The sequence below is a fragment of the Ruegeria sp. BE3 genome (assembly GCF_056538865.1).
In genome coordinates this window covers 15,332-33,463 of record NZ_JBQFTW010000013.1, presented here as the reverse complement: position 1 = coordinate 33,463, position 18,132 = coordinate 15,332, and the positions used below count along the sequence as shown (strand labels likewise).

The window sequence follows — 18,132 nt, the reverse complement described above, 5'->3', positions numbered from 1 at the left end:
GCGCCTTAGTGAAAATCCCGGCTTGGAAACAGCCGTTTGGCCTGCTCACGCGGATGGCGGGCGCTTGGTCCGTTCTGGCGGGGGCGCGGGGTGTCATCCGCTTGGGGTTGGGTGATGCCGATAGCTTCGTCCAGCGGATGTCCAAGCTCGGACAGTTTGTGCGACATATCGGTGATTTCCTGCGCGATCAGATGCACGACGATTCCCTCGCGTTGCAGATATCCACGGACCTGCAGCAGCCGCCCGCCCATCACGATGCGGCGAAATCGTTCATAGACCTTGGGCCAGACAACCACATTGCTGACACCGGTTTCATCCTCGAGCGTCAGAAAGATCACGCCCGAGGCGGTTCCCGGCCGTTGGCGTGTGATCACCAGCCCACACACGCTGTAGCGGCCCAGCGGGATGTCCTGCAGCGTGGCATGCGGCACAAGGCTGGGGATGGAGGGGCGCAACAGCTCCATCGGGTGTGAACGCAGGGTCAGGCGGGTCGAGACATAATCCTCGACCACCTCCTCGCCCAGATGCATCACCGGCAGGTTGACCTGCGGCTCATTGATGCTCTCACCATCGATGGGGTCATTGAACAGCGGCAGGGCGGTCCGGCTGCGGATGGCTTTGACATGCCACAGGGCGTCGCGCCGGGTCAGGTCCATGCCGGAAAACGCATCCGCCTCGGCCAGACGGGTCAGCACATCCGGGCGCAATCCGGCCCGCAGCCACAGCGTTTCGGGGTCCGGATACCCATTGCCCCGCGCAGCCACGATCCAATCCGCATCCTCCTGCTTGAACCCTTTGATCTGGCGAAAACCCAGCCGCAGGGCCAGCGCCCCGTCGGCGCGGCGTTCCAGCAGGTTATCCCAGGTCGAGGCATTGACGCAGACCGGACGAATCTCGACCCCATGCTCGCGCGCGTCGCGCACGATTTGGGCAGGCGCGTAAAACCCCATGGGCTGCGAATTCAGCAGCGCGCAGGCAAAGATTGCCGGGTGGTGGCATTTCATCCAGGCCGAGACATAGGCCAGCATGGCAAAAGCTGCGGCATGGCTTTCGGGAAAGCCGTAATCGGCAAACCCTTCGATCTGGCCAAAGCAGCGGTCGGCGACCTCGGGTGTATAGCCATTGTTCAGCATCCCTGCGATGAACTTGTCGCGATAGGTGCCAATCGTCCCCATGCGCCGGAACGAGGCCAGCGAGCGGCGCAGGTGATCAGCCTCTTCCGCCGAAAACCCAGCGCCTACCACCGCGATTTGCAGGGCCTGTTCCTGAAACAGCGGCACGCCCAGCGTGCGTCGTGTCACCTCTTCCAAGGCGGGGCCGAAGGGTTCGGACTTTTCCAGCCCGTTGCGCCGCCGGATATAGGGCTGCACCATATCGCCCTGAATGGGGCCGGGGCGGACGATGGCGACCTCGATCACCAGATCATAGAACTCGCGCGGCCGCATCCGGGGCAGGAAATTCATCTGTGCCCGGCTTTCGACCTGAAACACGCCCACCGCATCAGCGGCACACAGCATGTCATAGGTCGCCGTATCCTCTTGCGGGACGGTGGCGATGCTGAGGGTTTCGCTGTTGTGTTGCTGCATCAGGTCAAACGCCTTGCGGATGCAGCTGAGCATCCCCAGCCCCAATATATCCACCTTCAGAATGCCAAGCGCATCGATGTCGTCCTTGTCCCACTCGATCACGGTGCGATCTTCCATCGCGGCGTTTTCAATCGGGCACAGCTCATCCAGCCGCCCTTTGGTGATGACAAACCCGCCTACATGCTGCGACAGATGGCGGGGGAAGCCGATGATCTCGCCAATCAGTCGAACCGTCTGCATCAGGCGCCGGTCTTTGAGGTCGAGGCCCAGTTCCTGCAACCTCTCGGCATCAACGCCGCCATTGCTCATTCCCCAGATCTGGCCGGACAGGCCCGCGGTGACGTCCTGAGACAGGCCCATCACCTTGCCCACCTCGCGGATTGCCGCGCGGGATCGGAAATGGATGACCGTGGCACAGAGGCCCGCGCGGTGTCGGCCATACTGCTCGTAAATCCACTGGATCACCTCTTCGCGCCGCTCGTGTTCAAAATCCACGTCGATATCCGGCGGCTCGCCCCGGTGTTTTGACACAAAACGCTCGAACACCATGGCGATCATGTCGGGGCTGACATCGGTGATGCCCAGCAGATAGCACAGGATCGAATTGGCGGCTGATCCGCGCCCCTGACACAGAATGCCTTGCGAGCGGGCGAATTGCACAATGTCATGCACGGTCAAGAAATAGGCCGGGAAATCCAGTTCCGCGATCAGTGCCAGTTCCTTTTTCATCAGGCTGATGGCTTTTTCAGAGGGGCCATCGGGATAACGCCGCTTCAACCCTTCTCGTGCCAGACGCTCCAGCCGCGCTTGCGGGGTCTCGCTGCTGGCGATCTCGTCGGGATATTCATACGACAGCTCGCTCAGATCAAAACTACAGCGGTCGGCGATTTCCAGCGTGCGGCGCAGCGCGCCGGGGTGGTCCTGAAACAGCCGGGCCATGTCGGCATAGCCTTTTAATCGCCGTTCGGCGTTGGGCAGGGCGCGTGTGCCGATCTGGTCAATCGTGACGTGCTCGCGCATGCAGGTCAGCACGTCGGCCAGCTGGCGGCGGCTGGCGCGGTGCATCAGCACATCCCCCACCGCAACCATAGGGGCCGAGGCCTTTTGCGAGGCCCGCGCGCAAGCCGCCAGATAGGTCCGGTCGCTACCGTCATAGCGCGGCGCGGCCCCCAGAAAGACAGCGTTGGGAAACTGCCTTCTGATCCTTTGGATATCCGGGATGGCCTGCCGCACCCCCGCCTGCGGCAACGCGATCAGGATCATCCCCTGACAGGCCCTCAGCATGTCCTTCATATCCAGATGGCACTCCCCTTTCTCAGCCCGCCGCTTGCCGAGGGTCAGCAGGCGGGTCAGCCGCTGATAGGCGGCACGGTCGCGGGGCAGGGCCAGCCAGTGCACGGAGCTGTCGCGCAATACCAGACGGCAGCCGACGATCAGTTGCGGCAGCCCGGGCGCATCGGGTTTGGCAATCGGCTGTGGGTGGCCAATTTCCTGCCGCGAACAGGAATCGACCCGGTGCTGAGACCGTATCTGCACCTCTTTCTCGGCTTCACGCCGCAGCTCTTTCAATGCGGTCCAGGCCCGAACAACCCCGGCCAGAGAATTCCGGTCGGTGATCGCGATGGCCTTCAGGCCCAGCTCAGCCGCGCGGGTCACCAGTTCTTCGGGATGCGAGGCCCCGGTCAGGAAGGTGAAATTGGTGGTCACGCCCAACTCGGCATAGCCGGGGCCATTAATGTGAGACCCCAGCAGGTCTCGGCGAAACGCTTCAACGGGACGATGAGTACGGTTCACCTCGATCATGCGAATTCTCCATGCACGAACCATCCCGGATTTTGAGGGGTGTGAAACAGCCATAACCGCCGCCCCTGCTGCGTCTCGACCTGCCAGTAGTCGCGCAGACCGCTGCGCCAGTTCTCATCCTCCAGCCACCATTCGGGACAGATGCGCTCGGGGCCGGTTGAACGGCCTGTGGTCAGCGACATGTGCCGCCAGCGAAAGCGGCGCGGCGGGTGGGCCCCTGACCCTGCGATGGGTTCCGGGGGGAACAGCTGCAGGGGGCGGGGGCGCAGAGCGCACCAACCGCCTGCGGGATCGGAATAAGCGGCGGGCGAGATGATGAAGCTGCGCTCGGGGATATGGCTTTGCACAGGCAGCAGGCGGTGGATTTGTTCCAGCCCGATCCGGGTGCCGATGCGGGTGATCAGGTCGTCCAGCTGATCCTTGTCCCGGCTTACGGCGCGGCTGACCTGACGCACCGGCAGGGGTTCCACCTGCGTGGCCTGCAGCCGGAACTGATCGATCCCGAAGCCCGCATCCACCTCGGCCAGCCCGCGTTCGAACAGGGGCAGGATGCGATGCGGGTCACGCAGGGGGCGGGCAAGGCGCAGCTCGACCTGCTGGTGATCCTGATCCACCCGACGCAGGGTCATGCACAGCTTGCGCGCGCCCATCTCCTGCGTTTTCAGCTTGTCGCAGAGCCGTTCCAGTAGCCGTTCGGCCCCGGCCATCATATCGGACAGCAAGCCAATGGGTTCGGGCAGGGTCATGCGCACGCCATAATGGGGCGGATCGGCCAGCGGCGTGATCTGTTCGGGTTGATCCCCCAGCGCCTGATCCAGCCGCATCAAAACCGCGGGGCCAAATCGGCGCGTTAATGGCGCGCGCGGGGTTTGCGCCAGCTCGCCAATCCGGCGCAGGCCCAGCCGTTGCAGCGCGATCGAGGTATCCTCATCCAGCCGCAGCGCTGCCACCGGCAGAGCGCGGATCGCTTTCAGCGTGTCCTCACCCGCGATCCCTTCGCCATAATGTGCCAAGGCCCAGGCCGCGCCGCGCGTTGGGGCAAGGCCGATCTGTACCGCCAACCCGGCGCGGGCCAGACGCCTGCGCATATCGGTCAGCATCATCTCTTCCCCGCCCGCAAGGTGCGCCGATCCGGTGATGTCCAGAACCAGCCCATCCTCACCCTCGAGCCCGACCCAGGGGCAATAGCGCGTGGCCCAGCGGCGCAGGGCGTGCAGAAACCGCTGATCCCCCTGCGGGTCGGCCGGGTGGCTTTGCAGATCGGGGCAAAAGGCGCGGGCATCGGAATAGGGCATGCCGCGATCCAGCCCTTGCCGCTGGGCCTGCACATTCAGGCAATACACCCGGTTTGCATTGTTCTGTTTCAGCGTCAGAACAAACGGCCCGTCGACTGGGCGCAGGCGCAGAGCCCGGTCACTTGCCAGCCGGGGAAACCACAGTGATACGATACGCCGTCGAGTGCCATCGAGCATGCCGGAAACCAAATGTTCTATATTTGTTCTTTTTAGGTTTCCTTGGATGCAGAGTCGAGTCTTTCGTGGTCAAAAAGCCCGTCAGCTATAGTGCTTGTTCCGCGACATTTTCCCGATACCGGGGTTCATGCTGTTGGTCGGGTCGACCGATTTGTAGAATGCCGCCAGATCCGGCTTGGCCGTATAAAGGTGCCCGACATTGTGTTCGGCCGGGTATTCGGCCCCGCGCTGATCCAGTATCTCTAGCATCGCAGATTTTAGCGCCTTGGGGTTGGCCCCCTTCTTCACGATGTAATCCTGATGCAGAACGTGGCACATGAAGTGCCCGTAATAGAGCTTGCTGACCAGTTGATCCGCTAACTCGGGGGGCAACTCCTCGAACCAGTCCACATCATTGCGGCGCAGGGCGATGTCCAGCGCGATGATGTCTTCGACCTCATGTGCGTGCACTTTCATATAGCGGATCGCGGCCCCGGCGGCAGCAAAGCGGTGCAGGCCAGCAATCTTAGCCTCGCGCGGGTCGCATTCGAAGAAATCCAGTTGGTTGTCGTCCACCATATCGCGCAGTAATGCGCGGGCTTCATCAATGCCGCCGTCGCGCATTTTCAGGATCAAATGATGGGGATAGCGTTCGTGATACGCGCGCATCCGCTGAGGTAGAATATCGGGCCAGAACCGCATGGCGAACTGCATGAAACGGTCGGTGAAGTTCGACAGGCCCGGAATACCCTCTAACCGGGCATCCACCGCACCTTTCAGCGCAAAGAAAGTGGGCAAACGGTCGGTACCTAGCTTGTCGATCATCACCATGGTGTCCTTGCCGTAGCGATCCGAGATGTCGAAGACCTCTTCATGCATATACTCGGCGCTGACCGGCAGGGTCTTGAAGCCTGACAAGATGCGACGGCGTAGTTCGGTCAGGGAGCTGGTGTCCTCGGCGCCGATATAGAAGGTGCGTTCGCTGTCATTCTTGGGGTATGTGTCCAGCCGGACAGCAAAAACAGCCAGTTTTCCGGCGCATCCAGCGGCCTCATACAGACGGGATTTGTCGGCATTGAACCGGGCCGGCGTGTCCGCATCCACGTTGCGCACCCGGCGGGCATAGTCGGTGTCGGAAGCCTTGCGATTGTCAGTCTCGATATCTGTTGTGCTGAAATAGCCGTTTTGCAGTCGGGTCAGGATTTCTTCGGGCGTGTCACCTAAGTTCATACCCAGATGGTTGACCAACTCCAGCTCACCATCCCGCGTGATGCGGGCGTGCAGAGACAGCTCGGTATAGGAGGGGCCGCGTTCGACCAGCGAACCACCCGAGTTGTTACACACCCCGCCCACGACCGAAGCACCGATGCAAGACGATCCGATCACTGAATGCGGCTGCCGCCCGATCGGGTCCAGCAGCTTCTCCAGTGCAAACAAGGTGCTGCCCGGAAAGCTGATAACCTGCTTGCCATCATTGATCAGATGCAGGTCGTCAATCCGCCGCGTGTTGATCAAAACCACATCGCGATCATAGCTGCCTTTGGGGGTAGAGCCTTCGGTCAAGCCAGTATTGGCCGCTTGCATGATGACGATCTTGTCGGCTGCGACACAGGCCTGCAGCACCTGCCATTGCTCCAGCAGCGTAGCGGGCTGAGCCACCGCCAGCGCATCACCTTCACCCGACCTGAACCCTCGGCGAAAGCGACGGGTGCTGCGGGCCGAGGTCAACACATGCCGCCGCCCGCAAATGGCCTGAAGACGCTTGATCAGATCGGCTTCGGTCATCCCACAGCCCTCCTTAATACGCGACCGAGGGCAGCCACGTGGCCAGTTGAGGCCAAAGGAAAACGAAGAACAGACCGGTCAACTGCAGGATCACGAACGGGATGATGCCTTTGTAGATATCGGTCAGCTTGATCTCGGGCGGGCAGACCCCTTTTAGGTAGAATAGCGCAAAACCAACAGGCGGTGTCAGGAATGAGGTTTGCAGGGTCACCGCGACGAGGATCACGAACCACACCAGCGCGGGCTCATCAATGACGCCAAAGCCGTCGATATCCAGACCTAGTCCATTTACGATGGGGCGCATCAAGGGCAGCACGATGAGTGTGATTTCGATCCAGTCCAGCACGAAGCCCAACAAGAAGACGATGAAGAGGATCATGAAGACGGTGCCGTTGGGACCAAGCCCAGTACCATGGATCATGTCCTCGATCAGCGCATCGCCGCCCAGTTCGCGCAGGACGTATGAGAAAACGGTTGCGCCAAGGAAGATCGCAAAGATGTAGGCGGTGGTGTTAAACGTGGCCTTCAGCACATTCACCAGTTTCGCCAGCGTCAGTTTGCGATAGCCAAGCGCCAGCAGTGTGGCACCCAGCGCGCCTACGCCTGAGGCTTCGGTCGGCGTTGTCAGGCCCGCAAAGATTGAGCCAAGCACAGCAAGGATCAGCGCCAGCGTCGGCAGCACGGCGATCAGCACATCTTTGACGGCAGCCCAGTCGGGCCGCTTAGCACCCTCGGGCACCGGGGCCACGTCGCGTTTGATCAGGGCGATGACGAAGATATAGGTCAGATACAGCGCGCCGATGATCACGCCAGGGAAGACCGCAGCCATGAACAGATCACCAACCGACAGTGCCATCTGATCCGCCATGATTACCAACATGATCGACGGCGGGATCAGGATGCCCAGTGTGCCTGACGCACTGACCACACCGGCGGCCAGCGAAGGACTGTATTTCTGCTCCATCATCGAGGGCAGAGACAACACGCCCAGCAGAACGACCGAGGCTCCGATGATGCCGGTCGAAGCAGCCAGAATGATCCCGATCATCGTCACCGTGATCGCCAGCCCGCCGCGCACCGTACCAAACAGACGCTGCATCGAAGACATCAGACGCTCGGCCACACCGGATTCATCCAACATCAGGCCCATGAAAATGAACATCGGCAAGGCGACCAAAACGGCGTTTGACATGGTGGCATAAACCCGGTTCACCACCGCACCCAGCGTCAGATAATCCAGCCCGGTCAGCGTTTCCTCAAGCCCGGTCCAGTTCATCAAGCCGTTGTCGAACAGATAGGCCAGACCGCAATAGGCAACACCGACTCCCGCAAGTGTCCACGCCACCGGGAAGCCAGTGAACAGCAACGCGATGAAGGTCAGGAACATGGCGATGACCAGTTTTTCTTCGGTTGTCTCAACCAGGAAGGTTAGCGCAGTCGCCACAACAGCAAAGCCCAGAAGGGCCCAGATGATCAGGCGCAGGCCCTTGCCCTGACGCTCTTCATCCAGGTTCATGAACAGAGCATGGATGTCATGGATCAGTCGCGCCCCTGCTGCCAGAGCCAACAAAATGAAACTGGCTGGGATGATACCTTTCAAAGCCCAACGAGCGGGCAGACCGGTAGGGCTGTCCGAGGATTCATTGACGCGCCAGCTTTCGTAAAAATAGTCATACCCCTGATCGATCATCAGATAGATGAACGGCACAAGCAGGGTGAAGATTCCGATGATCTCAATGATCCGGCGCGCGCGCTGGCTGAGCTGCATATGCAGCAGGTCGACCCGCACATGACTGTCGGTGACCAAGGCATACGAGATGCCGACCATCGTCACCAACCCGTAGAAATGCCACTGGATCTCGTCCAGCTTGGGATAATTCTGATTGAGCAAATAGCGCAGCGCCACTTGCGAGACGATGGCCGCAACCAGCAGCAGGTTGGCCCACATGACCACATGGCCTACCGCCTTGACGCCGTTGTCGATTGCCACCGCCAACCTCTGACGGTCGGGTTCACCATGCTCAAGGATGCTTTCATAGACTTCAATCGGATCGTCGTGCTGACGCTGTGTCTCGGCCATGGTCTCCTCCTCGAGATTTCGGCGATGGGGACGTGAATGCGCCCGGGATGCTTGGGAAAATAAAGAAAATCAGCATTGTCCAAGGGCGGCGGGAGAGGCCGCCCTCAGACGATCGCAAGCGATTATTTTACTTGCGGGGGAGGAACGCGTTCTCTTTCCAGACGGCGTAGCCGTCGCGGAACTCGGTCATGTCGGCCAAAACCTTGGCAAAGAACTCATCGTTCGCGGCCTGTTCGGCAGCAACCTCATCCCAGGTCGCGCGGAAGGTCGACAGCATTTCATCATTCCACTGCTTGATCTGGACGCCGTTGTTTTCGACGTTGTCCAACAGGGCCGCGTGCTGGATCGCTTCACCTTCGGCAAAACTGTCGGCCATCGATGCCTTACAGGCGTTTTCGATGATCGCCTTGTGCTGATCGCTGGCTTCGTTCCAGACGTCTTTGTTGATCATCAACTCAAACACAGTCGCCTGCTGGTGCCAGCCGGGGAAATAGTTGTACTTGACCAGCTTGTGGAAACCGAGCCGCGCGTCGATGGCAGGCATCGAGAATTCGGTCGCGTCAATCGCGCCTTTTTCCAGTGCCGGGAAGATTTCGCCACCGGGCAGCAGAGAGGTCGCCACGCCCAGTTTCTGCATCACTTCACCGCCCAAACCGAAAAAGCGCATTTTCAGGCCGTTCAGATCTTCGGGACTGTTGATCTCATTCGCGAACCAGCCCGAGGTTTCGGGGGCAATGATCGCGCAGGGGATGACATGGACGTTGAAGCCCGCCTGATCATACATCTCCTGATACAGATTCATGCCGTTGCCATAGTACAGCCACGCCATGTATTCGCCCGCCTCGGGGCCAAACGGAACGGCCGAGAACAACGGTGCAGCCGGAATCTTACCCGCCCAGTATCCGGCAGTGGTGTAGCCCGAGTTGATCTTGCCCGAAGACACCGCATCCAGAATTTCAAACGGCGGGACCAGCTTGCCGGGCTCATAAACCTTCATCTTCAGCGTGCCGCCGGACATCAGGTCCAGCTGTTCAGCCACGCGCGGGATCGGCGAGCCGAGACCGGGCAAAGCGGTCGAAAACGCGATCGGTGTTTTCAGCAGCATCTTGTCCGCCGCGTGGGCAACCGGAGCGGCCAACAGCGAGGCAGCAACGGCAAGCGATGTCAGGGTGGTCTTCATGGGTTCTCCTCCAGGGTATGTGCCAGCTGTGGGATCGGCTGACGGAATTCCCGCCGTGGCGGTGATATGAAGAGGTAAATATTTTTTACCATGAAGGTTAGTCAACAATTTTATTTACCACTTCTGATTCGATCAGTGGCGTTTCGCGACTGTGTCGAACAAGGAGAAATTTTAGCCAAATGGAGTGATATTACGGATTTATCGTTAATCACCAGATAGATATATCTGTCGGGTATATCCGTATTTTTGGGTATTTTTACTTGCATAAATTCAGTCAATTGGTAAATTTTGTGAACAACTTATATTTTGTGATTTCTGGTAGGCCGCGGAGCAGACATGAGCAACAACAGCCCATTTGAGCCTGTCGGCCACGAATCAATTGCTGATGCGGTGGTCGAGCAGATCGAGACGATGATCGTCGATGGCATCCTGAAAGAAGGCCGCAGATTGCCCTCGGAACGGGATCTGGCCGAGGCCATGTCTGTCTCGCGCCCCAAGCTGCGCGAGGCGTTGCAGATTCTCGAACAGCGCGGCCTGGTTTCAGTGCGTCATGGTGAGGGGACGTTCATCGCCGCGCTGACCGGCCGGGCAATGTCGCCGGCACTCCTGTCGCTTTACGCCCGGCATGGCGGGGCGTTCTATGATTATCTGGAATATCGACGTGAGCAGGAGATCTTTGCCAGCCGTCTGGCTGCACAGCGGGCGACGCAATCCGACAAGGAGCGCATCTCTGAGATCATAGGCGAGATGCAAAAGGCGTGGGAAGATGATGATGCGGATGCCAGTGAGGAAGCGGATTTTCGTCTGCATTCGGCGGTGGTGGATGCCAGTCAGAACACGACGCTGATCCACATGATGGCTTCGGTTTATGATCTGACGCGTCAGGGTGTCTTTTATAACCGCCGATTTCTGAGAACGATGGACGGCTCGGGCGAGTTGTTGCTGGCGCAACACAAGGAAATCGCGCAGTCCATTCTGGAGGGGGATCCAGAGCGGGCCGAAACTGCGGCCCGCGATCACATGGATTTCGTCGAGAGCTCATTCCGAAAAGGGCAAGAGCAACAGGCGCGTGAAATACGCGCCTCGAAACGACGGTTATATTCGGTCTGAAATCTGCGACTCTGCAGGGCTATTCTGGATGATCGGCCCGAAACAGATCCCAAGCGTCCAGCGATGTGCCATCGGGTTTTGTGCAAATTCCGACCTGACCTCGGTCGGTGTCCTCAATCCGATAGCTGCCGCCGATTTCGATGCAATACGTTGCCGCCGGGTTTGCAAGCCGGGTAAAGCTGTCACTTTTGTGATCTGCATTATTTTCGCGAAAATAGGTCCAAGCGTCGACCTTGGTGCCGTCCGGTAGCTGGCATATTCCGGTTTGGCCATCAGTTCCGTCTTGTATGCCGTAGAGCCCGCCCTGAGCGATGCAATAGGTTGCCGCCGGATTGGCCAGACCAGTATTGGCCAGCGCGCCTGCAGGGCTCAGCAGTGCAAGTGCCATGATCATCGGGTTCAGCTTTATCATTCGCTCCTCGCCGGGGTTGGTTCGCTCTTAGGAAGATTCTCCGGGGCATAGCCCGGATTCAGTTCCATTCTTTCCTGTACCGAAGTATGGATCAATGCACCTTCGGGGATAAAGCGTGGCTCTTTCATCGGAAAATAAAAGCCACCTTCTTTGCGTATCTCAGGATCATCATGCCATTTTTTACGTTTGGGCAGATATTCAAGAATTTTCCACCAGAACGTCATTGAATCATGCAATTTGGCATCTGCACTGGGCGCGGCATAGTCGCGTTTGCTTCCGGGCGCGATATTCTTTGGTGTCTCTCCCTGCACCAGACGTTTGACCATGGTCTCGCGGAACTCCAAGCCATGTGCCCTTGCCTCATCGACCATCCAGCCCAACGGATATTTCGCTGCTCCACTGTCCTGTTCGGGGTAGCCGCTGCCATTGTCGCCATGCACGCCAGCGAACCAGACCTGCTGAATATCCTGATTTTCGGCATCTTCATCATTGACGAAAGGGTGGGTTTTGAACAGCTGCGGCTCGGTCCAGCGCGACAGTCGGAACATGCGGCGACGCTCATCAATGGCGCAGGACTGGCGAAAGACGCGCACGCAAGGATTAGTATGGGTATAGGGCAGGGACTCGAGCGAAGGCAGATACATTCTGTCCGGGCGCGGTACGATGACCGAGGCGACGGTATCCCAGCATCCCATGAAGCGGATTGTCACGCGCCGAGTATCCAGCACCTCTTGCACACGCCAGGCCAAATCAAACCTGTCCTGAGCGCCGGATTGCTTATAGGCGGTCAATGCGTAAGAACACAGATGATCCTGATGCGCGTGCAGCAGGCCGACCATGTTAATAAATCCGGCCAGGACGCGCACCGTGTGCGCCCCGCGCGAGAAGCCGAACAGATAGATCTCATCCCCATCTTCATAATGGCGCAGCAGGAACCTGTAGGCATCCAGCACATTGGCATCCAGCCCATAGCCGGTCGCCAGCCCGAAGACACCCTTCATCTGATGCTTGAATCGATCCCAGGCACCGCTGTTCGAGATCGTCCCGACCCCCGGATCGTAAAACCCGATCTGATCTTTGCTCTCTTTCAGGACGCGATAGAACTTGAGAACGTTGGATTGATTTTCCTTGATCTCGTTGCCGGTGCCATCACAGCAGATAACGATTTTCTTCACAGCAGGACCTCAGGCAATACATTCAAAGCAATGCCTGCAGCTTATCGGAACTTCTCAAAGCTGTTAACCGGTCTAAAGCGAAGCTTGCGTGTCAGAGCTGCTCTACTTTGATGGAGTCTTCGGGGTAGAACGCCAGATGATCCTTGATCTCGGCCACGGTCTCGATCGGGCTCTCGTAGCTCCAGGCGGCGTTTTCAGTGACCGAGGACTTGTTCACGATCGAGAAATGCGTGGCGTCCCCTTTGCCCGGGCAGTGGGTCACCTTGTCGGTCCGGTCCAGAAAGGCCATGGCGATGTCAGCGCGCGGGAAGTAGATCACCGGATCCTTATTGCTTTCCAACAACTCCAAAGCGTTGTTGGTTTCACCCAGAATGGCACCGCCTGAACGGACGCTCCATTTACCCGGTGCTTTGCGGATCGTGATCTGATTGGTCATGTTTACTCCTTCCCTCGTCGTGTACGGGCTTCCCCATTGCCTATTCTATGTAACAATCCGGTGTCAGACCGGTGCAGTTGCGGCATCCAACCACAGTTGAGCGTCCTCGCCCAGCCTTGGTCGGATCTTTTCTGCAACATCGCGGTGATATGCGTTCAACCAGGCACGTTCTTCGCGTGTCATCATGTCGACGACAATCAGTCGCCGGTCGATGGGCACATAGGTCAATGTACGCCATTGCAACATAGCCCGTTCGTCATCGCCGCCGGGCAGGGCGGGGGCCTCTTCCACCACCACAAGATTCTCCAACCGGATGCCAAACGCGCCTTCGCGGTAATATCCCGGCTCGTTGGACAGGATCATGCCGGGCTCCAGCGGCACATGGCTGACCCGTGACAGACGCTGAGGGCCTTCATGCACGCTCAGGTAGGTGCCCACGCCATGTCCAACCCCGTGGTTGAAATCCTGCCCCGCGAGCCACAACGGCAGGCGTGCGACGCATTCGATATCACGTCCTGCCAACCCAACCGGCCAGCGCAGCATCGACATGGCGATCATGCCCTTTAGCACGCGGGTGAAGCATAGCTTTTCCTCATCCCCTACGTCACCGATTGCGATGGTCCGGGTGATATCGGTGGTGCCATCCAGATACTGCCCGCCACTATCGAGCACCAGCAGATGACCATTCTCTAACCGGCTGTCCGTTTCCTCGGTCACCCGATAATGCATAATGGCCCCGTTCGGACCGGTGCCTGCGATGGTGTCAAATGAGATATCCTGCAACGCATTGTCTCGGCGGCGGCATTCTTCCAGTCTGGTCACCACTTGTGTTTCGGATAGGCTGTCCGGGGCCTGTGCGTCCAACCAACAGAGCAATTCCACCACTGCCGCAGCGTCACGCAGATGCGCCTCGGCGCTGCCTGCGATCTCGGCAGGGTTTTTACAGGCCTTTGGCAATGCACAGGGATCACCACCCTCGACCATCCGATCCCCGAGCGCATCCGCCACGATCTGCGGTACGGTGTTCGGGTCGACTTGCACCGCCCCCTCAAGGGCCCCGATGGTGGTAAGGAAGTTTTCCGGCTCATTCACAGTGACCTGAGCGCCCAAATGATCCATCACCTCCGTCAGCTTCGCAGCGGCCATGAACAGATCAACACGCCCATCACTGTGCAGTATGGCAAACCCGTGCGCCACTGGGTTATAGGCAATGTCCGAACCGCGAATGTTCAGCAGCCACATGATCGAATCTGGAAGCGTAATCACTGCCGCCGTGCGCCCGGACCTCCGCAACTCTTCGGCGAGGCGCTTGATCTTGCTTTCCGCAGTTTCCCCGGCGAACTCAATCGGATGCGCTTTGACCGAGTTCATCGGTGGCTCAGGCTGGTCATCCCAGACCCGATCCACCAGATTGTCACAGCGCACCAATTCGACGCCGCTGCCTTTCAGTTCCTTTTGAGCGCCGGCGATCTGACCAGCCGCATGGAGCCACGGATCGAACCCGACTTTACCGCCATCTGGCAGTTGTTCCTTCAGCCAAGTGCTAAGGCTGACATCCGGCCACGGCACCGGAGTGTACTCCTCGGCCACCTGTGCCTTCACCTGCGTGCGATAGCGCCCGTCGATGAATACGCCTGCCACGCTAGTCAATGCAACGCAGAAACCGGCAGAACCTGTGAACCCGGTCAGCCAAGCCAGCCTCTCGTCATGGGGTGCCACATATTCACCCTGATGTGCATCCGAGCGCGGGATGAGGAAACCGTCCAGCCCGTCTTTTGCCATTTCGGCCCGCAACGCGGCCAGTCGAGGAGGACCCTGTTCGGGGCGCGCGGTCACTTCGAAACTCTGGAACATCGGGGCCTCATTCGTCGGTTTGATCGGCGCAAACCTGCGGCCTGCGGCGGAAAATGTCCAGCCGCTTGCTCTGCTCGGTTCAGGAAGTTCCGCAGCGCATTCAGGAAGGTAGCGTAGACCCGCGCTCCGCTAACCGGCCCGTTTCATCCCCATAACTCGCGCCCGAGCGCGTGGATCACTGTCGAACAGGGCGGCCAACTGTTCGGTCATGGCACCGGCCAGCTGCTCGACATCGGTGATCGTCACCGCGCGGTCATAGTACCGCGTCACGTCATGCCCGATCCCGATGGCCAACAATTCCACCATCTTGCGCTTTTCCACCATGGCGATCACGTCACGCAGATGTTTTTCAAGATAGTTGGCTGGATTGACGCTGAGCGTTGAATCATCGACCGGTGCGCCATCTGAAATCACCATCAGGATCTTGCGCGCCTCACGCCGCGCGAGCATCCGGCGATGTGCCCATTCCAGCGCCTCACCGTCGATGTTTTCCTTCAGCAGGCCCTCTTTCATCATCAGGCCCAGATTGGGCCGCGCCCGACGCCATGGCGCATCCGCACCCTTATAGATGATGTGGCGCAGATCGTTCAGACGCCCGGGCTGCTGCGGTCGGCCATCGTTGAGCCAAGCTTCGCGTGCCTGTCCACCTTTCCAAGCGCGAGTGGTAAAGCCCAGAATCTCGACCTTCACATTGCAGCGCTCCAGCGTCCGCGCCAGAACATCGGCGCAGATTGCTGCGATGGAGATAGGACGCCCGCGCATCGAACCCGAATTGTCCAGCAGCAGCGTCACCACGGTATCGCGGAATTCCGTATCTTTTTCGACCTTGAAACTCAGCGGAGTCGTGGGGTTCGCGACGACACGTGCCAGACGCCCAGCATCCAGAATGCCTTCCTCGCGGTCGAACTCCCAAGACCGGTTCTGCTGCGCCTGCAAGCGACGCTGCAGCTTGTTGGCCAGGCGGCTCACCGCGCCTTTCAGGGGTTCAAGCTGTTGGTCAAGATAAGCCCGCAGACGTTCCAGCTCTGCCGGTTCCGCAAGATCTTCGGCCGCAATCTCTTCATCATAGCTGTTCAGATAGACCTTGTAGTCCGGATCTGCTTCGGACGCGGGCGGCGGTGCAGGTGGCTCCAGCGGGGCCTCGCCTTCGGGCATCTCGGCCTCATCGCCCATCTCATCCTCGGCCATCTCATCCATCGAGACCTGAGCCTGAGATTGGTCCTGCTGCTCTTCCTGCGACTGTTCCGGGTTGGCGTCGGCGTCCTGTTCTTCCTGATCGTCTTGTCCGGTGCTGTCGGGATCGGGCTGTTCCTCGGCGTCTTCCTCGGCCTGATCTTCCTGCTCGTCATCCAGCTCATCGGGGTCGTCCCCCAACTGGTCGCCATAGCCCAGATCTTTGATCATCTGGCGCGCGAACCTGGCAAATTCGGCCTGATCCGAAAGCACCTCATCAAGGTTCTCTAAAACGCCGCCAGCCTGTTCCTCAATAAACCCGCGCCACAGGTTCATGACATTTTCCGCCGCCGGAGGCATGTCGCGTCCCGTTGCCAGATGCCGGATCAGATAACCCGCCGCGACGGCCAAAGGCGCATCCGCAGGCTGCTTGCATTGATCATAACCACGCCGGATCGCCTCATGCCCGATCTTGACGTCGATATTGGACGCCGTCCCGGGCATATCCCGCGCGCCCATCGCCTCGCAGCGCGCGACTTCCATGGCCTCGTACAAATCGCGGGCCATATCGCCCGGGGGCGCATAACGCGCATGGGTTGCGTCGTCATGATACTTACGCTGCAACGCCAATGCATCCGCCGTGCCACGGGCCAGCAATACCTCTTCCCGTGTCATCCGCCGCGACACCTGTGGCAGTCGCATCGACTCGCCCGTCATGCCCGATGGATCAACCGTATAGGTCACCGACAATTCGGGGTCGTCGGCCATAACCTTAGTGGCTTCGGCCAGAGCCTTCTTGAACGGATCAGCAGGATTGTCGTTCTTCTGCACCATGATCAAACGCCCTTTGTGCTGCAGCGATCCGGTATCTCAAAGCGAAACCGGATCCCCCTTCATCTGGCCAAAAATATCCCCGCCGGAGGCATTGCGCCCGGCAAGGGCACAATTCAGGTCCTTAGCCCAAGCTCGCAGAGGCGGCGCTTTCAGGCAACTCCTCGTCAAAACAGCGCTGATAGAACTCGGCCACTGTCTGGCGCTCAAGCTCATCGCATTTGTTCAGGAAAGACAGACGGAAGGCGTAGCCTACATCGCGGAAGATTTCGGCATTCTGGGCCCAGTTGATCACGGTCCGCGGGCTCATCACAGTCGACAGATCACCGTTCATGAAAGCTGTCCGGGTTAGGTCAGCGACCGTCACCATCTGGCTGACGGTCTTGCGGCCTTTCTCGGTGTTGTAGTGAGGAGCCTTGGATAGCACGATCATCGTCTCGGCATCATGGCTGAGATAGTTCAGCGTCGAGACCAGCGACCAGCGGTCCATCTGCGCCTGGTTGATCTGCTGTGTACCGTGATAGAGGCCAGTGGTATCACCCAGACCCACGGTGTTGGCGGTCGCAAACAGGCGGAAGTTGGGGTTCGGCGTAATAATCTCGTTCTGGTCAAGCAGGGTCAGCTTGCCGTCATGCTCCAGCACGCGCTGGATGACAAACATCACATCCGCCCGACCCGCATCATATTCGTCGAACACGATGGCAACCGGGTTGCGCAGCGCCCAGGGCAAGATGCCTTCATGGAATTCGGTGACCTGTTTGCCGTCACGCAGTTTGATCGCGTCCTTGCCGATCAGGTCGATCCGGCTGATGTGGCTGTCCAGGTTCACGCGAACGGCGGGCCAGTTCAGACGCGCCGCAACCTGTTCGATATGGGTCGACTTCCCGGTGCCGTGATAGCCCTGGATCATCACCCGACGATTGTGAACAAAGCCCGCCAAAATCGCGAGTGTGGTCTCTGGGTCGAACTTATAGGTATGGTCGATCACCGGTACCCGGTCACTGCGCTCGGCAAAGCCCTTGACTGCCATATCGCTGTCAATGCCGAACACCTCACGGACCGAGATATCCTCGGTAGGTTTTGCGTTGATGTCGATCGATCCGTCAGCCATGCGCCTTGTCCTTATCCTATGGCCCGCTCACCGGGTTTGAACCCGTGTGTGGTGCAACATATTGCAAGCAAGGGCAAGGGAAAGCCGCGCCTGTCAAAAGCTGAGGGGATTTTTCTTTGAAACTGGCCTTATCGGAGTTGATGGA

General features: G+C 59.2%; 12 protein-coding genes. 1 reads left to right on the top strand and 11 read right to left on the bottom strand.

Going from position 1 to position 18,132, the window contains the following annotated elements; all coding sequences use genetic code 11:
- Positions 1–5 precede the first annotated feature (5 nt).
- The 5 genes from ACR0AZ_RS19715 to ACR0AZ_RS19695 all read right to left on the bottom strand — a co-directional run bounded on the left by ACR0AZ_RS19715 (position 6) and on the right by ACR0AZ_RS19695 (position 9,885).
- Complete coding sequence (locus ACR0AZ_RS19715) at positions 6–3,389, bottom strand: error-prone DNA polymerase (protein WP_480470618.1); 3,384 nt, start codon at positions 3,387–3,389, stop codon at positions 6–8.
- Positions 3,386–4,861, bottom strand: a complete 1,476-nt coding sequence (locus tag ACR0AZ_RS19710) for a Y-family DNA polymerase (RefSeq protein ID WP_480470617.1) — start codon at positions 4,859–4,861, stop codon at positions 3,386–3,388. Before ACR0AZ_RS19710 ends, ACR0AZ_RS19715 begins: the two co-directional genes overlap by 4 nt.
- Positions 4,862–4,942: 81 nt before the next feature.
- Positions 4,943–6,625 (bottom strand): D-lactate dehydrogenase, encoded by a 1,683-nt coding sequence (gene dld / locus ACR0AZ_RS19705; RefSeq protein ID WP_480470616.1) that lies wholly within the window; start codon positions 6,623–6,625, stop codon positions 4,943–4,945.
- Positions 6,626–6,638: 13 nt separating this feature from the next.
- Entirely contained in the window at positions 6,639–8,705 is a 2,067-nt protein-coding gene (locus ACR0AZ_RS19700) for a TRAP transporter large permease subunit (protein ID WP_480470615.1), read from the bottom strand.
- 127 nt (positions 8,706–8,832) lie between these two features.
- Complete coding sequence (locus ACR0AZ_RS19695; protein ID WP_480470614.1) at positions 8,833–9,885, bottom strand: TRAP transporter substrate-binding protein; 1,053 nt, start codon at positions 9,883–9,885, stop codon at positions 8,833–8,835.
- A 336-nt stretch (positions 9,886–10,221) separates the two neighbouring features.
- On the opposite strand from ACR0AZ_RS19695, the gene ACR0AZ_RS19690 reads away from it, so the two are divergent.
- Positions 10,222–10,995 (top strand): FadR/GntR family transcriptional regulator, encoded by a 774-nt coding sequence (locus tag ACR0AZ_RS19690; protein WP_480470613.1) that lies wholly within the window; start codon positions 10,222–10,224, stop codon positions 10,993–10,995.
- A 19-nt stretch (positions 10,996–11,014) separates the two neighbouring features.
- Here the strand turns inward: ACR0AZ_RS19690 and ACR0AZ_RS19685 are convergent, their stop codons facing one another.
- From ACR0AZ_RS19685 to cobS, 6 genes are all read right to left on the bottom strand, one after another.
- The gene (locus tag ACR0AZ_RS19685) at positions 11,015–11,407 is read right to left on the bottom strand and encodes a DUF333 domain-containing protein (protein ID WP_480668103.1); all 393 of its coding nucleotides are present in this window, start codon (positions 11,405–11,407) and stop codon (positions 11,015–11,017) included.
- Positions 11,404–12,582, bottom strand: coding sequence for a DUF2235 domain-containing protein (locus ACR0AZ_RS19680; protein ID WP_480470611.1), 1,179 nt, complete (start codon positions 12,580–12,582; stop codon positions 11,404–11,406). The genes ACR0AZ_RS19685 and ACR0AZ_RS19680 overlap by 4 nt, the downstream gene beginning before the upstream one ends.
- Before the next feature lie 91 nt (positions 12,583–12,673).
- Positions 12,674–13,018 carry a DUF427 domain-containing protein gene (locus ACR0AZ_RS19675; protein ID WP_480470610.1) on the bottom strand — a complete coding sequence of 115 codons (345 nt, stop codon included), beginning with the start codon at positions 13,016–13,018 and terminating at the stop codon, positions 12,674–12,676.
- A 63-nt stretch (positions 13,019–13,081) separates the two neighbouring features.
- Positions 13,082–14,872: an aminopeptidase P family protein gene (locus ACR0AZ_RS19670; protein ID WP_480470609.1), complete on the bottom strand. Its 1,791-nt coding sequence runs from the start codon at positions 14,870–14,872 to the stop codon at positions 13,082–13,084.
- Positions 14,873–15,001: 129 nt separating this feature from the next.
- A complete protein-coding gene (gene cobT, locus ACR0AZ_RS19665) occupies positions 15,002–16,879 on the bottom strand; it encodes a cobaltochelatase subunit CobT (protein ID WP_480470608.1) in 1,878 nt (625 codons plus the stop codon).
- A gap of 121 nt (positions 16,880–17,000) precedes the next feature.
- Entirely contained in the window at positions 17,001–17,987 is a 987-nt protein-coding gene (gene cobS / locus ACR0AZ_RS19660; RefSeq protein WP_480668102.1) for a cobaltochelatase subunit CobS, read from the bottom strand.
- Positions 17,988–18,132: the final 145 nt, after the last annotated feature.